Below are 15966 nucleotides of genomic sequence, written 5' to 3'. Positions count from 1 at the left end.
CGGCCGGGGCCGGCGAGCACCGGCCACCGGCACCAGCGCTCAGCTCGGCCAACGGCACCAGCGGTCAGCGCGGCCGACGGCCCCGGCGACCAGCCCAGCCCCCGGCCCCGCCCCCGTACCCGGCGCGGAGCCCCCCACCCCGCGTGACACCCTGGAAGCGTGAACTTCCCCTCCCGTAACCCCGTAGGCGGCCACGTCCCCGTGGCCGGTGGTCTGCACTCCGTCGGTCTCTCGTACGCCGAGGAGCTGAAGGCGGAGACCGTGCAGGTCTTCGTCGCGAACCCGCGGGGGTGGGCGACGCCGGCGGGGAACCCGCGGCAGGACGAGGCGTTCCGGGAGGCGTGCGCGGAGCGGGGTGTCCCGGCGTACGTGCACGCGCCGTACCTGATCAACTTCGGCTCCCACACGGAGGCGACCGTCGAGAAGTCGGTGGAGTCGCTGCGGCACTCCCTGCGGCGGGCGCGGGCGATCGGGGCGCTCGGGGTCGTCGTCCACACGGGAAGCGCGACCGGCGGCCGGGAGCGGAAGGTGGCGCTGGGCCAGGTCCGCGAGCACATGCTGCCGCTGCTGGACGAGCTGACCCACGACGACGACCCGTACCTCCTGCTCGAATCGACGGCGGGACAGGGCTCGTCCCTCTGCTCCCGCACCTGGGACTTCGGCCCGTATTTCGAGGCCCTGGACGCCCACCCGAAGCTCGGCGTCTGTCTGGACACGTGCCACATCTTCGCCGCGGGCCACGACCTGACGGGCCCGACCGGCATGCACCAGACGCTCGACCTGCTGGTCGGTACGGTCGGCGAGGGCCGCCTGAAGCTGATCCACGCGAACGACTCGAAGGACGTCGTGGGCGCGCACAAGGACCGCCACGAGAACATCGGCGCCGGTCACATCGGCGAGGACCCTTTCCGCGCCCTGATGACCCACCCGGCGACGGAGGGCGTCCCGCTCGTCATCGAGACACCGGGCGGCAAGGAGGGCCACGCGGCGGACGTGGCGCGGCTGAAGGAACTCCGGGACGGCTGACCCGGCACGGAATACCCTAGGGGGGTATACAGTTCAGCCCGGTGCAGGTCCCGCAACCGACCCCCGGGAGCCCCCATGCAGCACGAGGCGCACGCCCACCACCCCACGCCCGCGACCTGGGCCATGGCGATCCAGGCCACCCTCCACTGCCTCACCGGCTGCGCCATCGGTGAAGTGCTGGGGATGGTGATCGGTACGGCGGCCGGGTGGGGGAACCTCCCGACCACGGTCCTCGCGATCGTGCTCGCGTTCTTCTTCGGCTACTCGCTCACCCTGCGCGGGGTGCTGAGGAGCGGGCTCGGGCTGAAGGCGGCCATCCGGGTGGCGCTGGCCGCGGACACCCTGTCGATCGCGGTCATGGAGCTGATCGACAACGGCGTGATCGCGCTGTGGCCGGACGCGATGGACGCGGAACTGGCGGACGTCCTGTTCTGGGGCTCCCTCGCGATCTCCCTGGTGATCGCGTTCCTCGTCACCGTCCCGGTGAACAAGTGGATGATCGGGCGCGGCAAAGGCCACGCGGTGGTCCACCAACACCACCACTGAATCTCAGAGTTCCGGCCCCTCCCCCGGCCCCTCCTGGTACGAGTACCGCTGCTCGCGCCAGGGGTCGCCGACGTTGTGATAGCCCCGCTCCTCCCAGAACCCGCGCCGGTCGGCGGTCATGTACTCGATGCCGCGCACCCACTTGGGCCCTTTCCAGGCGTAGAGGTGGGGCACGACGAGCCGCAGCGGGAATCCGTGTTCGGCGGTGAGGAGTTCGCCGTCCTTGTGGCTGGCGAAGAGGGTGCGGGCATCGGTGAAGTCGGCGAGCCGGAGGTTGGCGCTGTACCCGTATTCGGCCCACACCATGACGTGTGTGACCTCGGGGGCGGGCGGCGCGAGCGCGAGGACCGCACGCGCCGGAATACCGCCCCATTCCGCGCCGAGCATGCTGAATTTGGTCACGCAATGCAGATCCGCGACGACGGTCGCGTACGGCAGGGCCGCGAACTCCTCGTGGCTCCAGCTGTGCTTCTCCCCGTCGGCGGTGGCGCCGAAGACGCGGAAGTCCCAGCGCTCGGGGCGGAACTTGGGGACGGGGCCGTAGTGCGTGACCGGCCAGCCTCGTTGGAGTCGCTGCCCCGGCGGAAGCTCGGACGGTCCGCTCTCTCCTGATTCCCGCTCCACCGGACGACCCATGACTCCATCCTGACAGATACAAATACGAACCCGAAAATCGGGGCAATTCGAACTAAGCATGCCCTTACTTACTAAGCCCGCACTTACTGGACGATCTTCCGCACCAGTGCCATCATCGGCCGCGTCCTCCCCCATAGATCCACCCATAGATCCCCCCACAGATCCCGTACGGAAGGAGCCTTGGCGATGCAGGGCGACCCGGAAGTCATCGAATTCCTCAACGAGCAGCTCACGGGTGAGCTGACGGCGATCAACCAGTACTTCCTGCACGCGAAGATGCAGGAGAACTTCGGCTGGACGAAACTCGCGAAGTACACCCGGCACGAGTCGTTCGACGAGATGAAGCACGCCGAGGTGCTGACCGACCGGATCCTCTTCCTGGAGGGCCTGCCGAACTACCAGCGCCTCTTCCACGTCCGGATCGGCCAGACCGTCAAGGAGATGTTCGAGGCGGACCGCATGATCGAGGTCGAGGCGATCGACCGCCTGAAGCGCGGCATCAAGGTGATGCGCGAGAAGGGCGACATCACGTCGGCGAACATCTTCGAGTCGATCCTGGAGGACGAGGAGCACCACATCGACTACCTCGACACCCAGCTCGAACTGGTCGAGAAGCTCGGCGAGGCGCTCTACATCGCCCAGCTGATCGAGCAGCCGGAGAGCTAGGCGGCCTCTTCCAGGGAGACCGGCTCCACCGACTCCAGCCGCGTCACCGCCGACTTGCAGGCCCCCCGGCCGAGGATCGCCTGGATACGGCGGACGCACGAGCCGCAGTCCGTACCGGCCTTGCAGGCGGAGGCGATCTGGCGGGGCGTGCAGGCGCCGTCGTCCGCGTGCCGCAGGACCTGCGCCTCGGTCACGCCGAAGCAGCTGCACACGTACACGCGGACTCACCTCCCACCAGAACGATTAGGTGAACCTAACCTTACCCGGCGGACAGGTGCCGCAAAAGTGCGAAGGGGCGCGGATCGCATGTGATCCGCGCCCCAAGGCATGTCCTGAGACCTACTGGTCGCGGTACATCTCCGCCACCAGGAACGCGAGGTCCAGCGACTGGCTGCGGTTGAGCCGCGGGTCGCAGGCCGTCTCGTAGCGCTGGTGCAGGTCGTCGACGAAGATCTCGTCGCCGCCGCCCACGCACTCGGTGACGTCGTCGCCGGTCAGCTCGACGTGGATGCCGCCCGGGTGGGTGCCGAGGCCCTTGTGGACCTCGAAGAAGCCCTTGACCTCGTCGAGCACGTCGTCGAAGCGGCGGGTCTTGTGGCCCGAGGCCGCCTCGAAGGTGTTGCCGTGCATCGGGTCGGTCACCCAGGCCACCACCGCGCCGGACGCGGTGACCTTCTCGACCAGCTCGGGGAGCTTGTCGCGGACCTTGTCGGCGCCCATGCGGACGACGAACGTCAGCCGCCCGGGCTCCCGGTCGGGGTCGAGGCGCTCGACGTACTGGAGCGCCTCCTCGGCCGTGGTCGTCGGACCCAGCTTGACGCCGACCGGGTTGCGGATCTTCGACGCGAACTCGATGTGCGCGTGGTCCAGTTGGCGCGTGCGCTCACCGATCCACACCATGTGCGCGGAGACGTCGTACAGCTTGCCGGTGCGGGAGTCGACGCGGGTCAGCGCCGACTCGTAGTCCATCAGCAGCGCCTCGTGCGAGGAGTAGAACTCGACGGTCTTGAACTCCTCCGGGTCCGTCCCGCAGGCCCGCATGAAGTTCAGGGCGTTGTCGATCTCGCGCGCGAGCTGCTCGTAGCGCTGGCCGGACGGCGAGGACTTCACGAAGTCCTGGTTCCAGGCGTGCACCTGGCGCAGGTCGGCGTAGCCGCCGGTGGTGAAGGCGCGCACCAGGTTCAGCGTCGACGCGGAGGCGTGGTACATCCGCTTCAGCCGCTCGGGGTCCGGGATCCGGGCCTCTTCGGTGAAGTCGAAGCCGTTGACGGAGTCGCCGCGGTACGTCGGCAGGGTCACGCCGTCACGGGTCTCGGTCGGCTTGGAGCGCGGCTTGGAGTACTGGCCGGCGATACGGCCGACCTTCACGACCGGCACCGAGGCGGCGTACGTCAGGACGGCGCCCATCTGGAGGAGCGTCTTCAGCTTGGCGCGGATCTGCTCGGCGCCCACGGCGTCGAACGCCTCGGCGCAGTCGCCGCCCTGGAGAAGGAACGCCTCCCCCTTGGCGACGGCCGCCATCCGGCTGCGCAGCTGGTCGCACTCCCCCGCGAAGACGAGCGGCGGATACGACTCGAGCTCCGCGACGACCTTGCGCAGCGCCTCGGTGTCGGGGTACTCGGGCTGCTGCGCCGCGGGCAGGTCGCGCCAGGTCGCCAGCGCGGCGACGGCTTGGGAATCAGCGTTCACGGTCACGGGCTCCACATTACGGGGTCGTGTCGACCGGTTTTCGCATGGCTCGAAAGGTGAGACACGGGTGGGACGGCGACGGTGTGCTGTAGGGTACGCCGCATGTTCGCGCACTCGACCCGTACCTGGTGGTGGACCGCTCCCCCGGCGGCCCGCTGATCTGCGCGTACATCCCACAGGCCGCCCCGAGAGGCGGCCTTCGTGTTTCCCAGGGTTTCCCGGGGCCGTCTCTCTCCCACAGAGAGAGCCACCACATGGACCTCCTGCACGATCCCCGCCCCTTCGCGCTCCTGCGCCGCCGCACGCCCGGCCACGACGGCGACACCGTCGAGCTCTTGATCGGCCCGACCGAGGTGTACGACCGCCTCGCGGACCTCCCCGACCACGGGCTCGCGCTGATCCCGTTCCGCCAGATCCGCGAGCGCGGCTTCGACGTACGCGACGACGGCACCCCGCTGACCGTCCTGATCCCCGAGGAGACCCACACCCTCACCCTGGACGAGGCGCTGGAGCACCTCCCCGCCCACGACGTCCGCGTGACCGACGGCCGCTTCGACGTCGACGACGAGGAGTACGGCGAGATCGTCGGACGCGTCCTGCGCGACGAGATCGGCAGCGGTGAGGGGGCCAACTTCGTGATCCGGCGTACGTACGAAGGTCATATCGGCGGCTTCTCCCGCGAAGACGCCCTCGCCCTCTTCCGGCGGCTCCTCGTCGGCGAGCGCGGCGCGTACTGGACGTTCGTCGTGCACACCGGTGAGCGGACCCTCGTCGGCGCGTCCCCCGAGGTGCACGTGCGGATGTCCGGTGGGACCGTCGTCATGAACCCGATCAGCGGGACGTACCGCTATCCCGCCGAGGGGCCGACGCCCGAGCACCTGCTGGGCTTCCTCGCCGACGGCAAGGAGATCGAGGAGCTGTCGATGGTCGTCGACGAGGAGCTGAAGATGATGTGCACGGTCGGGGACATGGGCGGGGTGGTGATCGGGCCCCGGCTGAAGGAGATGGCGCACCTCGCGCACACGGAGTACGAACTCCGGGGCAAGTCCTCCCTCGACGTCCGTGACGTGCTGCGCGAGACCATGTTCGCCGCGACCGTCACCGGCTCGCCCGTGCAGAACGCGTGCCGGGTCATCGAGCGGCACGAGTCCGGGGGGCGCGGGTACTACGCGGGCGCGCTGGCGCTGCTCGGCCGCGACGCCGGGGGCGCGCAGACCCTCGACTCGCCGATCCTGATCCGTACGGCCGACATCTCCGCCGAGGGGCGGCTGCGGGTGTCCGTCGGGGCGACCCTGGTGCGCGGGTCCGATCCGGCGAGCGAGGTGGCGGAGACCCACGCGAAGGCGGCCGGTGTGCTGGCGGCGCTGGGGGTACGTCCGTCCCGGCCGCGTTCCGAGCGGGGCCGGCCGCGGCTGTCCGACGACCCCCGGGTGCGGGCCGCGCTGGACGGACGCCGGTCGTCCCTGGCGCCGTTCTGGCTGCGGATGCAGGAGCGGACGCCGGGACTGGACGGGCATGCGCTGGTCGTCGACGGCGAGGACACCTTCACGGCGATGCTGGCGCACGTCCTGCGCACGAACGGCCTCGACGTGACCGTCCGCCGCTACGACGAACCCGGGCTGCGCGAGGCCGTGCTCGCGCACCCCGGCCCCGTCGTCCTGGGCCCCGGCCCCGGCGACCCCTCCGACCTCACCGACCCGAAGATGCGGTTCCTGCGGGAGCTGGCCGGAGAGCTGCTGCGCGGGCATCGGCACGGGGTGCTCGGGGTGTGCCTCGGCCACGAACTCGTCGCCGCCGAGCTGGGGATGGAGATCGTGCGGAAGGAGGTGCCGTTCCAGGGGGCCCAGGTGGAGATCGACCTGTTCGGGAGGCGGGAGACGGTCGGCTTCTACAACAGCTTCGTGGCGCGGTGCGGCGAGGAGACGGACGTGGAGGTCAGCAGGGCCGCGAACGGGGAGGTGCACGCTCTGCGCGGGCCCGGGTTCGCGGGGGTGCAGTTCCATCCGGAGTCGATCCTGACGCTCGACGGAGCAGGGATCGTACGGGAGTTGATGGGTGCCCTGAAGCCGGTCGGCTAGCCGAAGAAGACCCCTGCCTCCTCGTACAGTCTCGGGTTCACCGTCTTCAGTTTCTCCGTCGCCGACGCCAGGGGGACCCGGACGATGTCGGTGCCCCGGAGGGCGACCATCACGCCGTGGTCGCCCTCGTGGATCGCGTCGATCGCGTGGAGGCCGAAGCGGGTGGCGAGCCAGCGGTCGAAGGCGCTCGGGGTGCCGCCGCGCTGGACGTGGCCGAGGACGGTCGTCCGGGCCTCGTTGCCCGTCCGTTTCTCGATCTGTTTGGCCAGCCATTCGCCCACCCCCGAGAGGCGTACGTGTCCGAAGGAGTCCAGGGACTGGTCCTTGAGGACCAGGTCGCCGTCCTTCGGCATCGCGCCCTCGGCGACGACGACGATCGGGGCGTAGGAGGCGCGGAAGCGGGAGGTGACCCAGCCGCAGACCTGGTCGACGTCGAAGCGCTGCTCGGGGATGAGGATCACGTTCGCGCCCCCGGCGAGGCCCGAGTGCAGCGCGATCCATCCGGCGTGGCGGCCCATGACCTCGACGACCAGGACGCGCATGTGGGACTCGGCGGTGGTGTGGAGCCGGTCGATGGCCTCGGTCGCGATGCCCACGGCCGTGTCGAAGCCGAACGTGTAGTCCGTCGCGGAGAGGTCGTTGTCGATGGTCTTGGGGACGCCGACGCAGGGGATGCCCTCCTCGTCGGAGAGGCGCGCGGCGACGCCGAGGGTGTCCTCGCCGCCGATGACGATGAGCGCGCCGACGCCCTGCGCGGCCAGCGTCGCCCTGATCCGCTCGACGCCGCCCTCCTCCCGGTAGGGGTTCGTGCGGGAGGAGCCGAGGATCGTGCCGCCGCGCGGGAGGATGCCGCGTACGGCGGGGATGTCGAGGGGGACGGCGCGGCCGTCCATGGGTCCGCGCCAGCCGTCGCGGAACCCGGTGAATTCGTGGCCGTACTCCTGGACGCCCTTGCGGACGATCGCCCGGATGACGGCATTGAGGCCGGGGCAGTCGCCGCCCCCGGTCAGTACTCCGACGCGCATGGAACAAGTCCCTTCGCCCGACCGACCTGACGAGGTGTCAGTCTTGCGCGCGGTTCACTCGTCGTCGAGACCCCGCTCGATCGCGTACCGGACAAGCTCGACCCGGTTGTGGAGCTGGAGCTTGCCGAGGGTGTTCTGTACGTGGTTCTGGACCGTGCGGTGGGATATGACGAGGCGTTCGGCGATCTGCTTGTAGCTGAGGCCCTTGGCGACGAGGCGCAGCACCTCGGTCTCGCGGTCGGTGAGCCGGGGCGCGTCGGGCTGGTCGCCGCCGCCGGAGGCGGGCGCGGGGTCGGAGGCGAGGCGGCGGTACTCGCCGAGGACGAGCCCGGCGAGCCCGGGCGTGAAGACGGGGTCCCCGACGGCCGTACGCCGCACGGCGTCCAGCAGCTCCTCCGTGGACGCCGATTTCAGCAGGTACCCGGTCGCGCCGGACTTGACGGCCTCCAGAACGTCCGCGTGTTCCCCGCTCGCGGACAGCACGAGGACGCGCAGCGCGGGGTTGGCGGCGACGACCTCCTTGCAGACCTGGACGCCGGGTTTGGCGGGGAGGTTGAGGTCGAGGACGAGGACGTCGGGGACGGCGGCCTTGGCGCGGCGTACGGCCTGGTCGCCGTCCCCGGCGGTGGCGACGACGTCGAAGCCGTGCTCGGCGAGGTCCCGGGCGACCGCGTCGCGCCACATCGGGTGGTCGTCGACCACCATCACCTTGATGCCGCTCATGTCCTGCCCTTCTTCGGGACCGTCAGTTCGACTTCGGTGCCCTGGCCGGGCGTGGAGATCAGTTCGGCGCGTCCGCCGAGGTCGCGCAGCCGGCCCCGGATCGACTGGGCGACGCCGAGCCGCCCCTCCCCCTCGGCCTGCGCGAGGCGCCCTTCGGGGATGCCGGGCCCGTCGTCGCGGACGGTGACGATCACCTCGTCCGGCTCGTCCTCGACGAGGATCCAGGCGTGCGCGTCGTCCCCGGCGTGCCGGCGCACGTTGTCCAGGGCGGCGCCGACGGCGGCGGCGAGTTCACGGGCGGCGGCGGGCGCCAGCTCGACCGGGGCGCCGGGTTCGGCGAGGCTGACGCGGGCGGAGGCGTACGGGGCGAGCAGCGGCCGTAGGTCGGCGGGGCCGTCCGGGTCGGGTTCGTCGACGAGGCGTACGACGGCGCCCTCGGTGAGGTCCTCGGAGACGTGGGAGACGGGGGCGAGGCCGCCGGAGACCAGGGTGCGCAGGGCGACCTCCTGTTCGCCGGCCATGCGGCCCAGCTCGGCGGCCTCTCCGCCGATGACCGCGCCCCTGCGCTGGACCATGGCCAGGACCTGGAGGACGCTGTCGTGGATGTCCCGGGCGAGCCGTTCGCGCTCCCGGGTCGCGGCCTCGATCTCCAGGGCGCGGGCGAGGGTGCGCTCGGAGGCGCGGGCGACCTCGACGACGTACCCGATGGCGATGGCGGCGACCCAGACGAGGATCACGTTGTGGACGGTGTCGTGGGCGGGCGCCCCGCGCTGGATGAGGTTGGCGACCGCGACCGGCGTGGAGGCGAAGGCGGCCCAGCGCCAGCCGCCCTTGATGGCGAACGCGAGGACGGAGCCGGCCGTCCATATCGACGGCAGCGTGGGGCCGCCGGAGTTGATGCGCTCGTCGGTGACGGCGAGGGGGGTGAGGAGGATGCCGACGACGGCGACGGTGAGGTCGGCGGCGAGGAAGCGCTTGGTGCAGTTGGCGGCGCTCGCGACGCGGGGGAGCGTCGCGAGCGTCCATATGAACAGCAGCGGGAAGTAGACGAAGGCGACCTCGGGGCGGTCGAAGTCGTCGTAGGCGCTGATGAACAGGCCGATCGCGTACAGCATGGTCAGGACGCGGTAGCCGGTGAGCGCACGCCACAGCGGCTGCTCGACCGACATGCGCATGACGCGTTCCCGTTTGGGCATGTCCCCCACCCCCTAGACCAGAAACCCTAAGCCTCTTCGGCCTTCTCCTTCTTGGCCTGTTCCTTCTCGGCCTGCGCGAGCGCGGCCTTGGCGGCCTTCTCGGCCTTCGCCGCCTCGGTGAGCTGCCGCTTGGCGGCGGTGGCGTAGATGTCCACGTACTCCTGGCCGGAGAGCTTCATGATCTCGTACATGACCTCGTCGGTCATCGCGCGCAGGATGAAGCGGTCCTGGTCCATACCGTCGTAGCGGCTGAAGTCGAGGGGCTTGCCGATGCGGATGCCGGGGCGCATCAGCTTGGGCATGACCTGGCCGGGCGGCTGGATCTTCTCCGTGTCGATCATCGCGACGGGGATGACGGGCGCGCCGGTCGCGAGCGCGACGCGGGCGAGGCCGCCGGGCTTGCCCCGGTAGAGGCGGCCGTCGGGCGAGCGGGTGCCCTCGGGGTAGATCCCGAACAGCTCGCCGCGCTCCAGGACCTCGATGCCGCTCCTGATCGCGGCCTCACCGGCGCCGCGCGCGCCCGAGCGGTCCACCGGGAGCTGGCCGACGCCCTTGAAGAACGCGGCGGTGAGCCGGCCCTTCACGCCCGGGGTGGTGAAGTACTCGGCCTTCGCGATGAACGTCACCTTGCGGTCGAGGACCGCCGGGAGGAAGAACGAGTCGGAGAACGAGAGGTGGTTGCTCGCCAGGATCGCGGGCCCCTCGGCGGGGATGTTCTCCAGGCCCTCCACCCAGGGCCTGAAGGTGACCTTCAGCGGTCCCCCGATAGCGACCTTCATCGCGCCGTACAACAACCGAGTGCCTCCTGTTTTGTGTCGAACAGACCTTAACCCGGCTCGGTGCGCAACAGGCCGACGGCCCTGGTCGGTGTCAGTGCGGTCGCGTACGGTGAACCACACGTCCCGCCCTTTTGACCGATGAGGAGACCGACGTGCCGGTCCTTCCCGGAGCAGAGCCGTTCCGCCACGAGGGCGGAGAGGTCGGCGTCCTGCTCTGCCACGGCTTCACCGGTTCCCCGCAGTCGCTGCGCCCTTGGGGCCGGCGCCTCGCGGAACACGGCCTCACGGTGTCGCTGCCCCTGCTGCCCGGGCACGGCACGCGCTGGGAGGACATGGCCCTGACCGGCTGGCCCGACTGGTACGCCGAGGTGGACCGCGAACTGCGCGCCCTGCGCGAGCGCTGTACGACGGTGTTCGTCGCCGGCCTCTCCATGGGCGGCGCCCTCGCCCTGCGCCTCGCCGCGAAGCACGGCGCGGACATCGCCGGCGTGGTCGTCGTCAACCCGGCGAACAAGGTGCACGGCCTCGCCGCGTACGCCCTCCCGGTGGCCCGCCACCTGATCCGTACGACCCCCGGCATCGCCAGCGACATCGCGAAGGAGGGCGCCGAGGAGATCGGGTACGACCGGGTGCCGCTGCACTGCGCGCACTCCCTGCGCGGCGCGCTGCGCAAGCTGGACGGCGAGCTGCCGCAGGTGACGCAGCCGGTGCTGCTGCTGCGCTCGGCCGTGGACCATGTGGTCCCCTCGGCGGACTCCGCGCGGATCCTGAGCCGGATCTCGTCGTTGGACGTACGCGAGGTCGTGTTGGAACAGAGCTACCACGTCGCGACGTTGGACCACGACGCGGACCGTGTCGTCGAGGAGAGCATCGCGTTCATCGACCGGCTCGCAGCCGACAGGGGTGTCGCTGAGGAAGGGACGACGGCAGGTGGCTGAGCACGACTCCGACCGCGAGGACAACGCAGAGCCGGAGGACCAGCACGTCCCGTTCGACGAGGAGGCCGCGTGGGCCGCCATCGTCGCCGGGTACGGGGACGAGCCCAAGGATCCGCCGGGGGCGAAGCCGTTCAAGTCGGTGGAGGATCTGGCGCTGCTGGAGGCGCAGGCCAACGACGACGCGCCGGCCGCCGAGGCCGATTCCGGGGCCGGGGAGAAGCCGGCCGCCGAACCGCCGGCCGACAAGCCGCTCGGCGGTTCCGTGACGTTCGCGCCCGGCGTCGTGGCCGGGCCGCGCGACTACTCGCTGGCCGAGCCCAAGGACGACGACCTCGGCGAGGACGACGAAGGGCACTTCGTGCCCCCCGAGCCGCCGCCGCTGCCCGAGGCCGACACGACCGCGAAGTTCGCGTGGCTCGCGGTCGTCGGGGGGCCGGTGCTGCTGCTGATCGCCGTGCTCCTCGGGTGGGACATGACGTGGTGGCTCGCGACGGTCGGCATCGGCGGGTTCCTCGGGGGGTTCGCGACGCTGGTCATGCGGATGCGGACGGACGAGGAGGGGGACGACGATCCCGGGCGGGGTGCGGTCGTCTAGTTGCTCTAGTTGCCGGGGATTCTGAGGGTGGCCAGGACCGGGAGGTGGTCCGTGGCCGCCCTCAGGTCGTTCTCCGTGATGCCGGGGTAGTCCTTCGGGACGCCCGCCGTGAGGACTTCGATGCCCTTCGTCGTGAAGATGGCGTCGATCCTGCTGTTCGGTTCGGTCGCCGGGAAGGTGTGTTCCGTTCCCCACGGTGCCGTCATCCACGTGTCCTGGAGGGTCTCCGCGAGGCGTTGGAACGAGCGGCCCGTGGGGGGTTCGTTGATGTCGCCGCCCGCGATCGCGTGGTCCACGCCCAGCCCTGCCAGGCGGTCGAGGAGGGTGGCCGTCTGGTCGTAGCGCTCCTCCTCGTCCAGGGAGAGGTGGGTGCTGAGAACTCCTAGGCGGGCGTTGCCGATTCGGACGATCGCTGTCGCGAAGCCTCGTCTGTGGTTGCCGGTGGTGAGGGGGAGGAGGACGTCCTCGGTCCGCTCGACCGTCGTGCGCAGGGAGCAGAGGATCGCCGGGCCCGCCGCTGTGCCGCCGCCGGTGAGGACGACCAGGTCTGCGGCTCTTGCCAGGCGGGCGAGTTTCTTGCGCCAGCGGAAGAAGCGGGGGGCTTCCTGGAGGAGGACGAGGTCGGGGGTGGCTGCTTTGATGATGCGGGCGAGTGCGGGGGTGTCGTCCCTCATCGAGCGGATGTTGTAGGTGAGTACGCGGATGGTGGGGGGCAGGGGCATGGCGTCAATTTACGCCTAAAGGGGAGGGGCGCTGAGGTAGTGCGCGAGTACCGGTTGTGTGTGGTTGCTCGCGCAGTTCCCCGCGCCCCTAACGGCAATGACCTCGCGCCCGATTGAGCGCGATCCCTACATGATCGGGTCCGGTTCCCTTGCCAGGTCCGCCGCCCCTACCAGGCCCGCCTCGTTGCCCAGGCTCGCCGCCAGGACGTCCGCCACCGGGCGCCAATTGCCGCCCACCAGCCAGCGCTTGTACGACTTGCGGATCGGGTCGAGGACCAGCTCGCCCTCGTCCGACAGGCCGCCGCCGATGATGAACGCCGACGGGTCGAAGAGGGACGCCAGGTCGGCCAGGCCCGCGCCCACCCAGCGGGCCAGCTCGCGGTAGGAGTCGACGGCGACCGGGTCGCCCTGCCTCGCCGCCATCGAGATGTGCTTGCCCTCGATGCCGTCGGGCGAGCCGTCGCCGAGGCCGAGGAGGATCTCCGCGTTCTCGGGGGCCGCGTTGGCGCGCTGCTTGGCGTAGCGGACGAGGGCGCGGCCGGAGGCGTACTGCTCCCAGCAGCCCTGGGAGCCGCAGCCGCAGAGCAGCCCGTCGGGGACCATGCGGATGTGGCCGAACTCGGCGGCGACGCCGAAGTGGCCGCGGCGGAGCTTGTTGCCGATGATGATGCCGCCGCCCAGGCCCGTGCCGAGGGTGATGCAGATGACGTTGCGGTGGCCCTTGCCCGCGCCGAACTTGTACTCGCCCCAGGCCGCGGCGTTCGCGTCGTTCTCGACGACGACGGGGAGGCCGGTGCGCTGCTCGACCTTCTCCTTCAGCGGCTCGCTGCGCCAGTCGATGTTCGGCGCGAAGTACACGGTGGAGCGCTGGCGGTTGACGTAACCGGCGGCGCCGATGCCGACGCCCACGATCTCGTGCCCGGCGCGCGCTCCCTCGACGGCGGAGGCGATGGCGTCCACGATGCCTTCGGGCGTGCCCGGGGTCGGCACCTTGTGGGTCGACAGGATGGTGCCTTCCTCGTCGACCACGCCGGCCGCGATCTTCGTGCCGCCGATGTCGACGCCGATGGTGAGTCCCATGAATCCCTCAGTTTCGGTCGAGCCCCGCTATGGGCCACCGTACCGGAGGGGACCCTCAGTCGACGTCGATGCGCTGGCCCGGGCCCGTGCCCTCGTCCCTGTCGTCTCCGGTGTCACTCTTGGTCCAGCGGTTCTCCTGGCGCTGGACCGCCGAGCGGTACGCGGCGAGGAGTTCGTTGCCGGCCGCGCTGAGGTGGTCGAAGACGTCCGGGTTGCGTTCGACGACCGGTTCGACGACGGCCTTCGCCTGCTGGACGACCTGGCGGACGACCTGCTGCGCGGCCGGGCCCGCGACCGCGCCGAGGAGGGGGGAGTTGAGGGTGCCGAGCTTGTCGGAGACCGCGTCGAAGAGCTTGCGGAGTTCCTCGCCGGCCGAGCCGGGGGGCGGTCCGTACTGGGCGCGGCGGCGGGCCTTCTCCGCGGCCAGGTCCTCTTCGCAGGCGGTGGCCCAGGCGTCCGCGTCCGTCGCCCGCGGGGTCTCCTCGACCGCCTCACGTCCCTGACTGTCGTCGCTGCTCATGACGTCTCCCTACGGCTCGTCCTTACGACGGTACCGGAACGCGCCGCGCTCCTTCACCGGTCCTTCGGCCACAACCGCGGATCAGGCGCGAACCGCACCCTCAGCTCGCCGTCCCTGAGCGAGGCGCCCTCGACCGTGCAGCGCCGCAGCGCGGAGGGCAGCGGGACGATCCGCCTGAACTGGCCGACGGTGACGACGAGTTCGTCCCCACGCCGGATCAGGTCCAGTTCGTCGCGTACGGCGCCGGGGAGGGGCAGCGTCCACACGAAGACGTCGTCCTGCTCGGTCACGGGCCACTCGACGGATGCCGCCGGCAGTTCGACCGGGGGTACGGCGAGGGCGCGGAGGTCGTCGACGCCGCGTGGGTCTCCGCCGAGGTGGGGGACGATCACCGCACCCCACTCGTCCAGGGTCTTGCGCTGCTGGGCGGCGAGACCCGTCAGCCGGCCGCCCTCGTCCGGGACGACCCGGTTGGCGACCAGCGCCTCGACGGGCAACCGCCTGAGCGCGAGCCCCAGCAGGGCGTCCCGCACGGCGTCGGCCCCCGCGGGGCCGGGTTCGGCGACGATCCGTACGCCGGTCCGGGGGTCCGCCAACACGGCCTCTACGGCGGCGAGTTCACCGTCCCACTTACTCGCCGTCTCATACAGCCACTCCGCCGGCATCGGCACCCCGGCGAGGCGCCCCAGCACCGGGCGCAGGGCTCGTGCGGCTTGCCGCTCGGCGGGAAGGAGCCGCCGGACATAACGCCGCAGCTCCTCGGGCAGGGCCAGCAGAGCGAGCGCCTGCGGGATGGCCGGCAGATCGACGACGACCAGTTCGAACCGCTCGGACAGGACGGCATCCCGCAGCGCCCGCAGGAGGTTGAGTTCCTCGGCGCCGGGAAGGGAGGTCATCTCCTCCGCTTCGAGCCGCGAGGCACCGAGCAGGTCAAGCGCGCCGGTGGCCTTCTCCTGGAACCGGAGAAGGTCCTCCCGGAAACCGAGCGAGGCATCGGGCCGCCAGGCGGTGAGGAACTCGTTGACGGCGAGGGGCTTGTCCCCGGTAGGTACTCCGAGCGCAGCTCCCAGGCTGTCCCCGCGATCAGCACTGAGGACGAGGGTCCGGGTGCGGTCGAGGGAGGCGGCGAGGGCGGTAGCGGCAGCGAGGGTCGTACGACCGGCACCGCCGGGACCGGTGACCAAGAGAGTGCGCATAAGGATCAACGCTAACGGTTGAGTTGCGGCTGCCGGCCACCCACAACCCGCACCCGAAACTCCTAGCCCTCGACCCTCTTCTTCAACCCCGCCAGCGCCCGGTCGATGATGACCTTCTCGGCCTTGCGCTTGATCATGCCCAGCATCGGGATCTTGACGTCGACCGTGAGGCGGTAGGTGACCTCGGTCGAACCGGCGCCCGCCGGCTTCAACGTGTACGAGCCGTCCAGGGAGCGCAGCATCTGGGACTTGACCAGCGTCCAGGAGACCTCGTTGGAGCCGGTCCAGGTGTACGCCAACGTCTGGTCGTCCTTGATGGCCCCCGCGTCCATGACGAGGCGGACCTCCTCGGCGCGGCCGGACGCGTCGGACTTGAGGACCTCGGCCTCTTTCACCTCACCCGTCCAGTCCGGGTACCGCGCGAAGTCGGCGATGACCGCCATGACGTCGGCCGGTGCCGCCGAGATCGTGATGCTCGAACTGGTGTGTTCCGCCATCGCCGGGGTTCCTCCAGATGCGGGCCGGTGATTAGTCGCTGCGCGTGAAGGCTA

General features: G+C 70.7%; 19 protein-coding genes. 7 read left to right on the top strand and 12 right to left on the bottom strand.

Features of this window, described 5'->3' with window-relative positions; all coding sequences use genetic code 11:
* Positions 1 to 159: 159 nt before the first annotated feature.
* Complete coding sequence (locus PV682_RS07180) at positions 160 to 1026, top strand: deoxyribonuclease IV (protein WP_319725188.1); 867 nt, start codon at positions 160 to 162, stop codon at positions 1024 to 1026.
* A gap of 75 nt (positions 1027 to 1101) precedes the next feature.
* Positions 1102 to 1572 (top strand): DUF4396 domain-containing protein, encoded by a 471-nt coding sequence (locus PV682_RS07175; protein WP_319725186.1) that lies wholly within the window; start codon positions 1102 to 1104, stop codon positions 1570 to 1572.
* Between the two features lie 3 nt (positions 1573 to 1575).
* Here the strand turns inward: PV682_RS07175 and PV682_RS07170 are convergent, their stop codons facing one another.
* A complete protein-coding gene (locus tag PV682_RS07170; RefSeq protein WP_319725184.1) occupies positions 1576 to 2208 on the bottom strand; it encodes a sulfite oxidase-like oxidoreductase in 633 nt (210 codons plus the stop codon).
* A 186-nt stretch (positions 2209 to 2394) separates the two neighbouring features.
* Between PV682_RS07170 and bfr the strand changes: the two genes are divergently transcribed.
* A complete protein-coding gene (gene bfr, locus PV682_RS07165; protein WP_112475516.1) occupies positions 2395 to 2874 on the top strand; it encodes a bacterioferritin in 480 nt (159 codons plus the stop codon).
* Here the strand turns inward: bfr and PV682_RS07160 are convergent.
* Both PV682_RS07160 and PV682_RS07155 read right to left on the bottom strand, forming a co-directional pair.
* Positions 2871 to 3092, bottom strand: coding sequence for a (2Fe-2S)-binding protein (locus PV682_RS07160; protein WP_319725181.1), 222 nt, complete (start codon positions 3090 to 3092; stop codon positions 2871 to 2873). The two genes, bfr and PV682_RS07160, sit on opposite strands and share 4 nt — an antisense overlap.
* Positions 3093 to 3213: 121 nt before the next feature.
* Positions 3214 to 4569: a class II 3-deoxy-7-phosphoheptulonate synthase gene (locus tag PV682_RS07155; RefSeq protein ID WP_055723975.1), complete on the bottom strand. Its 1356-nt coding sequence runs from the start codon at positions 4567 to 4569 to the stop codon at positions 3214 to 3216.
* 96 nt (positions 4570 to 4665) lie between these two features.
* Between PV682_RS07155 and PV682_RS44275 the strand changes: the two genes are divergently transcribed.
* A complete protein-coding gene (locus PV682_RS44275; RefSeq protein WP_407705620.1) occupies positions 4666 to 4722 on the top strand; it encodes a trp operon leader peptide in 57 nt (18 codons plus the stop codon).
* A 95-nt stretch (positions 4723 to 4817) separates the two neighbouring features.
* Complete coding sequence (locus tag PV682_RS07150) at positions 4818 to 6641, top strand: anthranilate synthase family protein (RefSeq protein ID WP_319725179.1); 1824 nt, start codon at positions 4818 to 4820, stop codon at positions 6639 to 6641.
* Here PV682_RS07150 and PV682_RS07145 read toward each other — a convergent pair.
* From PV682_RS07145 to PV682_RS07130, 4 genes are read right to left on the bottom strand one after another with little or no spacing between them, the layout of a single operon-like run.
* Positions 6638 to 7666 carry a 6-phosphofructokinase gene (locus PV682_RS07145; RefSeq protein WP_319725177.1) on the bottom strand — a complete coding sequence of 343 codons (1029 nt, stop codon included), beginning with the start codon at positions 7664 to 7666 and terminating at the stop codon, positions 6638 to 6640. The genes PV682_RS07150 and PV682_RS07145 overlap by 4 nt on opposite strands.
* Before the next feature lie 54 nt (positions 7667 to 7720).
* Positions 7721 to 8389, bottom strand: coding sequence for a response regulator transcription factor (locus PV682_RS07140; protein WP_319725176.1), 669 nt, complete (start codon positions 8387 to 8389; stop codon positions 7721 to 7723).
* Positions 8386 to 9585, bottom strand: a complete 1200-nt coding sequence (macS, locus tag PV682_RS07135; protein ID WP_319725174.1) for a MacS family sensor histidine kinase — start codon at positions 9583 to 9585, stop codon at positions 8386 to 8388. Before macS ends, PV682_RS07140 begins: the two co-directional genes overlap by 4 nt.
* A gap of 26 nt (positions 9586 to 9611) precedes the next feature.
* The gene (locus PV682_RS07130; RefSeq protein WP_109363213.1) at positions 9612 to 10364 is read right to left on the bottom strand and encodes a lysophospholipid acyltransferase family protein; all 753 of its coding nucleotides are present in this window, start codon (positions 10362 to 10364) and stop codon (positions 9612 to 9614) included.
* Positions 10365 to 10516: 152 nt separating this feature from the next.
* Between PV682_RS07130 and PV682_RS07125 the strand changes: the two genes are divergently transcribed.
* Positions 10517 to 11302: an alpha/beta hydrolase gene (locus tag PV682_RS07125; RefSeq protein WP_319725170.1), complete on the top strand. Its 786-nt coding sequence runs from the start codon at positions 10517 to 10519 to the stop codon at positions 11300 to 11302.
* A complete protein-coding gene (locus tag PV682_RS07120) occupies positions 11295 to 11897 on the top strand; it encodes a hypothetical protein (protein ID WP_319725168.1) in 603 nt (200 codons plus the stop codon). Before PV682_RS07125 ends, PV682_RS07120 begins: the two co-directional genes overlap by 8 nt.
* A gap of 5 nt (positions 11898 to 11902) precedes the next feature.
* Here the strand turns inward: PV682_RS07120 and PV682_RS07115 are convergent, their stop codons facing one another.
* The 5 genes from PV682_RS07115 to PV682_RS07095 form a co-directional block, all read right to left on the bottom strand.
* Complete coding sequence (locus PV682_RS07115) at positions 11903 to 12619, bottom strand: endonuclease/exonuclease/phosphatase family protein (protein ID WP_319725166.1); 717 nt, start codon at positions 12617 to 12619, stop codon at positions 11903 to 11905.
* Between the two features lie 126 nt (positions 12620 to 12745).
* Positions 12746 to 13699, bottom strand: coding sequence for an ROK family glucokinase (locus tag PV682_RS07110; RefSeq protein WP_319725164.1), 954 nt, complete (start codon positions 13697 to 13699; stop codon positions 12746 to 12748).
* Positions 13700 to 13754: 55 nt separating this feature from the next.
* Positions 13755 to 14219, bottom strand: coding sequence for a DUF5304 domain-containing protein (locus PV682_RS07105; protein WP_319725162.1), 465 nt, complete (start codon positions 14217 to 14219; stop codon positions 13755 to 13757).
* A 53-nt stretch (positions 14220 to 14272) separates the two neighbouring features.
* The gene (locus PV682_RS07100; RefSeq protein WP_319725160.1) at positions 14273 to 15415 is read right to left on the bottom strand and encodes an ArsA family ATPase; all 1143 of its coding nucleotides are present in this window, start codon (positions 15413 to 15415) and stop codon (positions 14273 to 14275) included.
* A gap of 62 nt (positions 15416 to 15477) precedes the next feature.
* Positions 15478 to 15912, bottom strand: coding sequence for an SRPBCC family protein (locus PV682_RS07095; protein ID WP_319725158.1), 435 nt, complete (start codon positions 15910 to 15912; stop codon positions 15478 to 15480).
* Positions 15913 to 15966: the final 54 nt, after the last annotated feature.

It is taken from the genome of Streptomyces niveiscabiei (assembly GCF_033794345.1).
Lineage (GTDB): Bacteria > Actinomycetota > Actinomycetes > Streptomycetales > Streptomycetaceae > Streptomyces > Streptomyces niveiscabiei.
This window is presented reverse-complemented; position numbering and strand designations above follow the sequence as displayed.

What these genes read in the sequence shown, in the direction of transcription:
- PV682_RS07145 (WP_319725177.1), bottom strand. Translation starts at nt 7,666, where the DNA reads ATGCGCGTCGGAGTACTGACCGGGGGCGGCGACTGCCCCGGCCTCAAT.
- PV682_RS07100 (WP_319725160.1), bottom strand. Translation starts at nt 15,415, where the DNA reads ATGCGCACTCTCTTGGTCACCGGTCCCGGCGGTGCCGGTCGTACGACC.
- PV682_RS07140 (WP_319725176.1), bottom strand. Translation starts at nt 8,389, where the DNA reads ATGAGCGGCATCAAGGTGATGGTGGTCGACGACCACCCGATGTGGCGC.
- PV682_RS07150 (WP_319725179.1), top strand. Translation starts at nt 4,818, where the DNA reads ATGGACCTCCTGCACGATCCCCGCCCCTTCGCGCTCCTGCGCCGCCGC.
- PV682_RS07110 (WP_319725164.1), bottom strand. Translation starts at nt 13,699, where the DNA reads ATGGGACTCACCATCGGCGTCGACATCGGCGGCACGAAGATCGCGGCC.
- PV682_RS07105 (WP_319725162.1), bottom strand. Translation starts at nt 14,219, where the DNA reads ATGAGCAGCGACGACAGTCAGGGACGTGAGGCGGTCGAGGAGACCCCG.
- PV682_RS07095 (WP_319725158.1), bottom strand. Translation starts at nt 15,912, where the DNA reads ATGGCGGAACACACCAGTTCGAGCATCACGATCTCGGCGGCACCGGCC.
- bfr (WP_112475516.1), top strand. Translation starts at nt 2,395, where the DNA reads ATGCAGGGCGACCCGGAAGTCATCGAATTCCTCAACGAGCAGCTCACG.
- PV682_RS07175 (WP_319725186.1), top strand. Translation starts at nt 1,102, where the DNA reads ATGCAGCACGAGGCGCACGCCCACCACCCCACGCCCGCGACCTGGGCC.
- PV682_RS07170 (WP_319725184.1), bottom strand. Translation starts at nt 2,208, where the DNA reads ATGGGTCGTCCGGTGGAGCGGGAATCAGGAGAGAGCGGACCGTCCGAG.
- macS (WP_319725174.1), bottom strand. Translation starts at nt 9,585, where the DNA reads ATGCCCAAACGGGAACGCGTCATGCGCATGTCGGTCGAGCAGCCGCTG.
- PV682_RS07130 (WP_109363213.1), bottom strand. Translation starts at nt 10,364, where the DNA reads ATGAAGGTCGCTATCGGGGGACCGCTGAAGGTCACCTTCAGGCCCTGG.
- PV682_RS07115 (WP_319725166.1), bottom strand. Translation starts at nt 12,619, where the DNA reads ATGCCCCTGCCCCCCACCATCCGCGTACTCACCTACAACATCCGCTCG.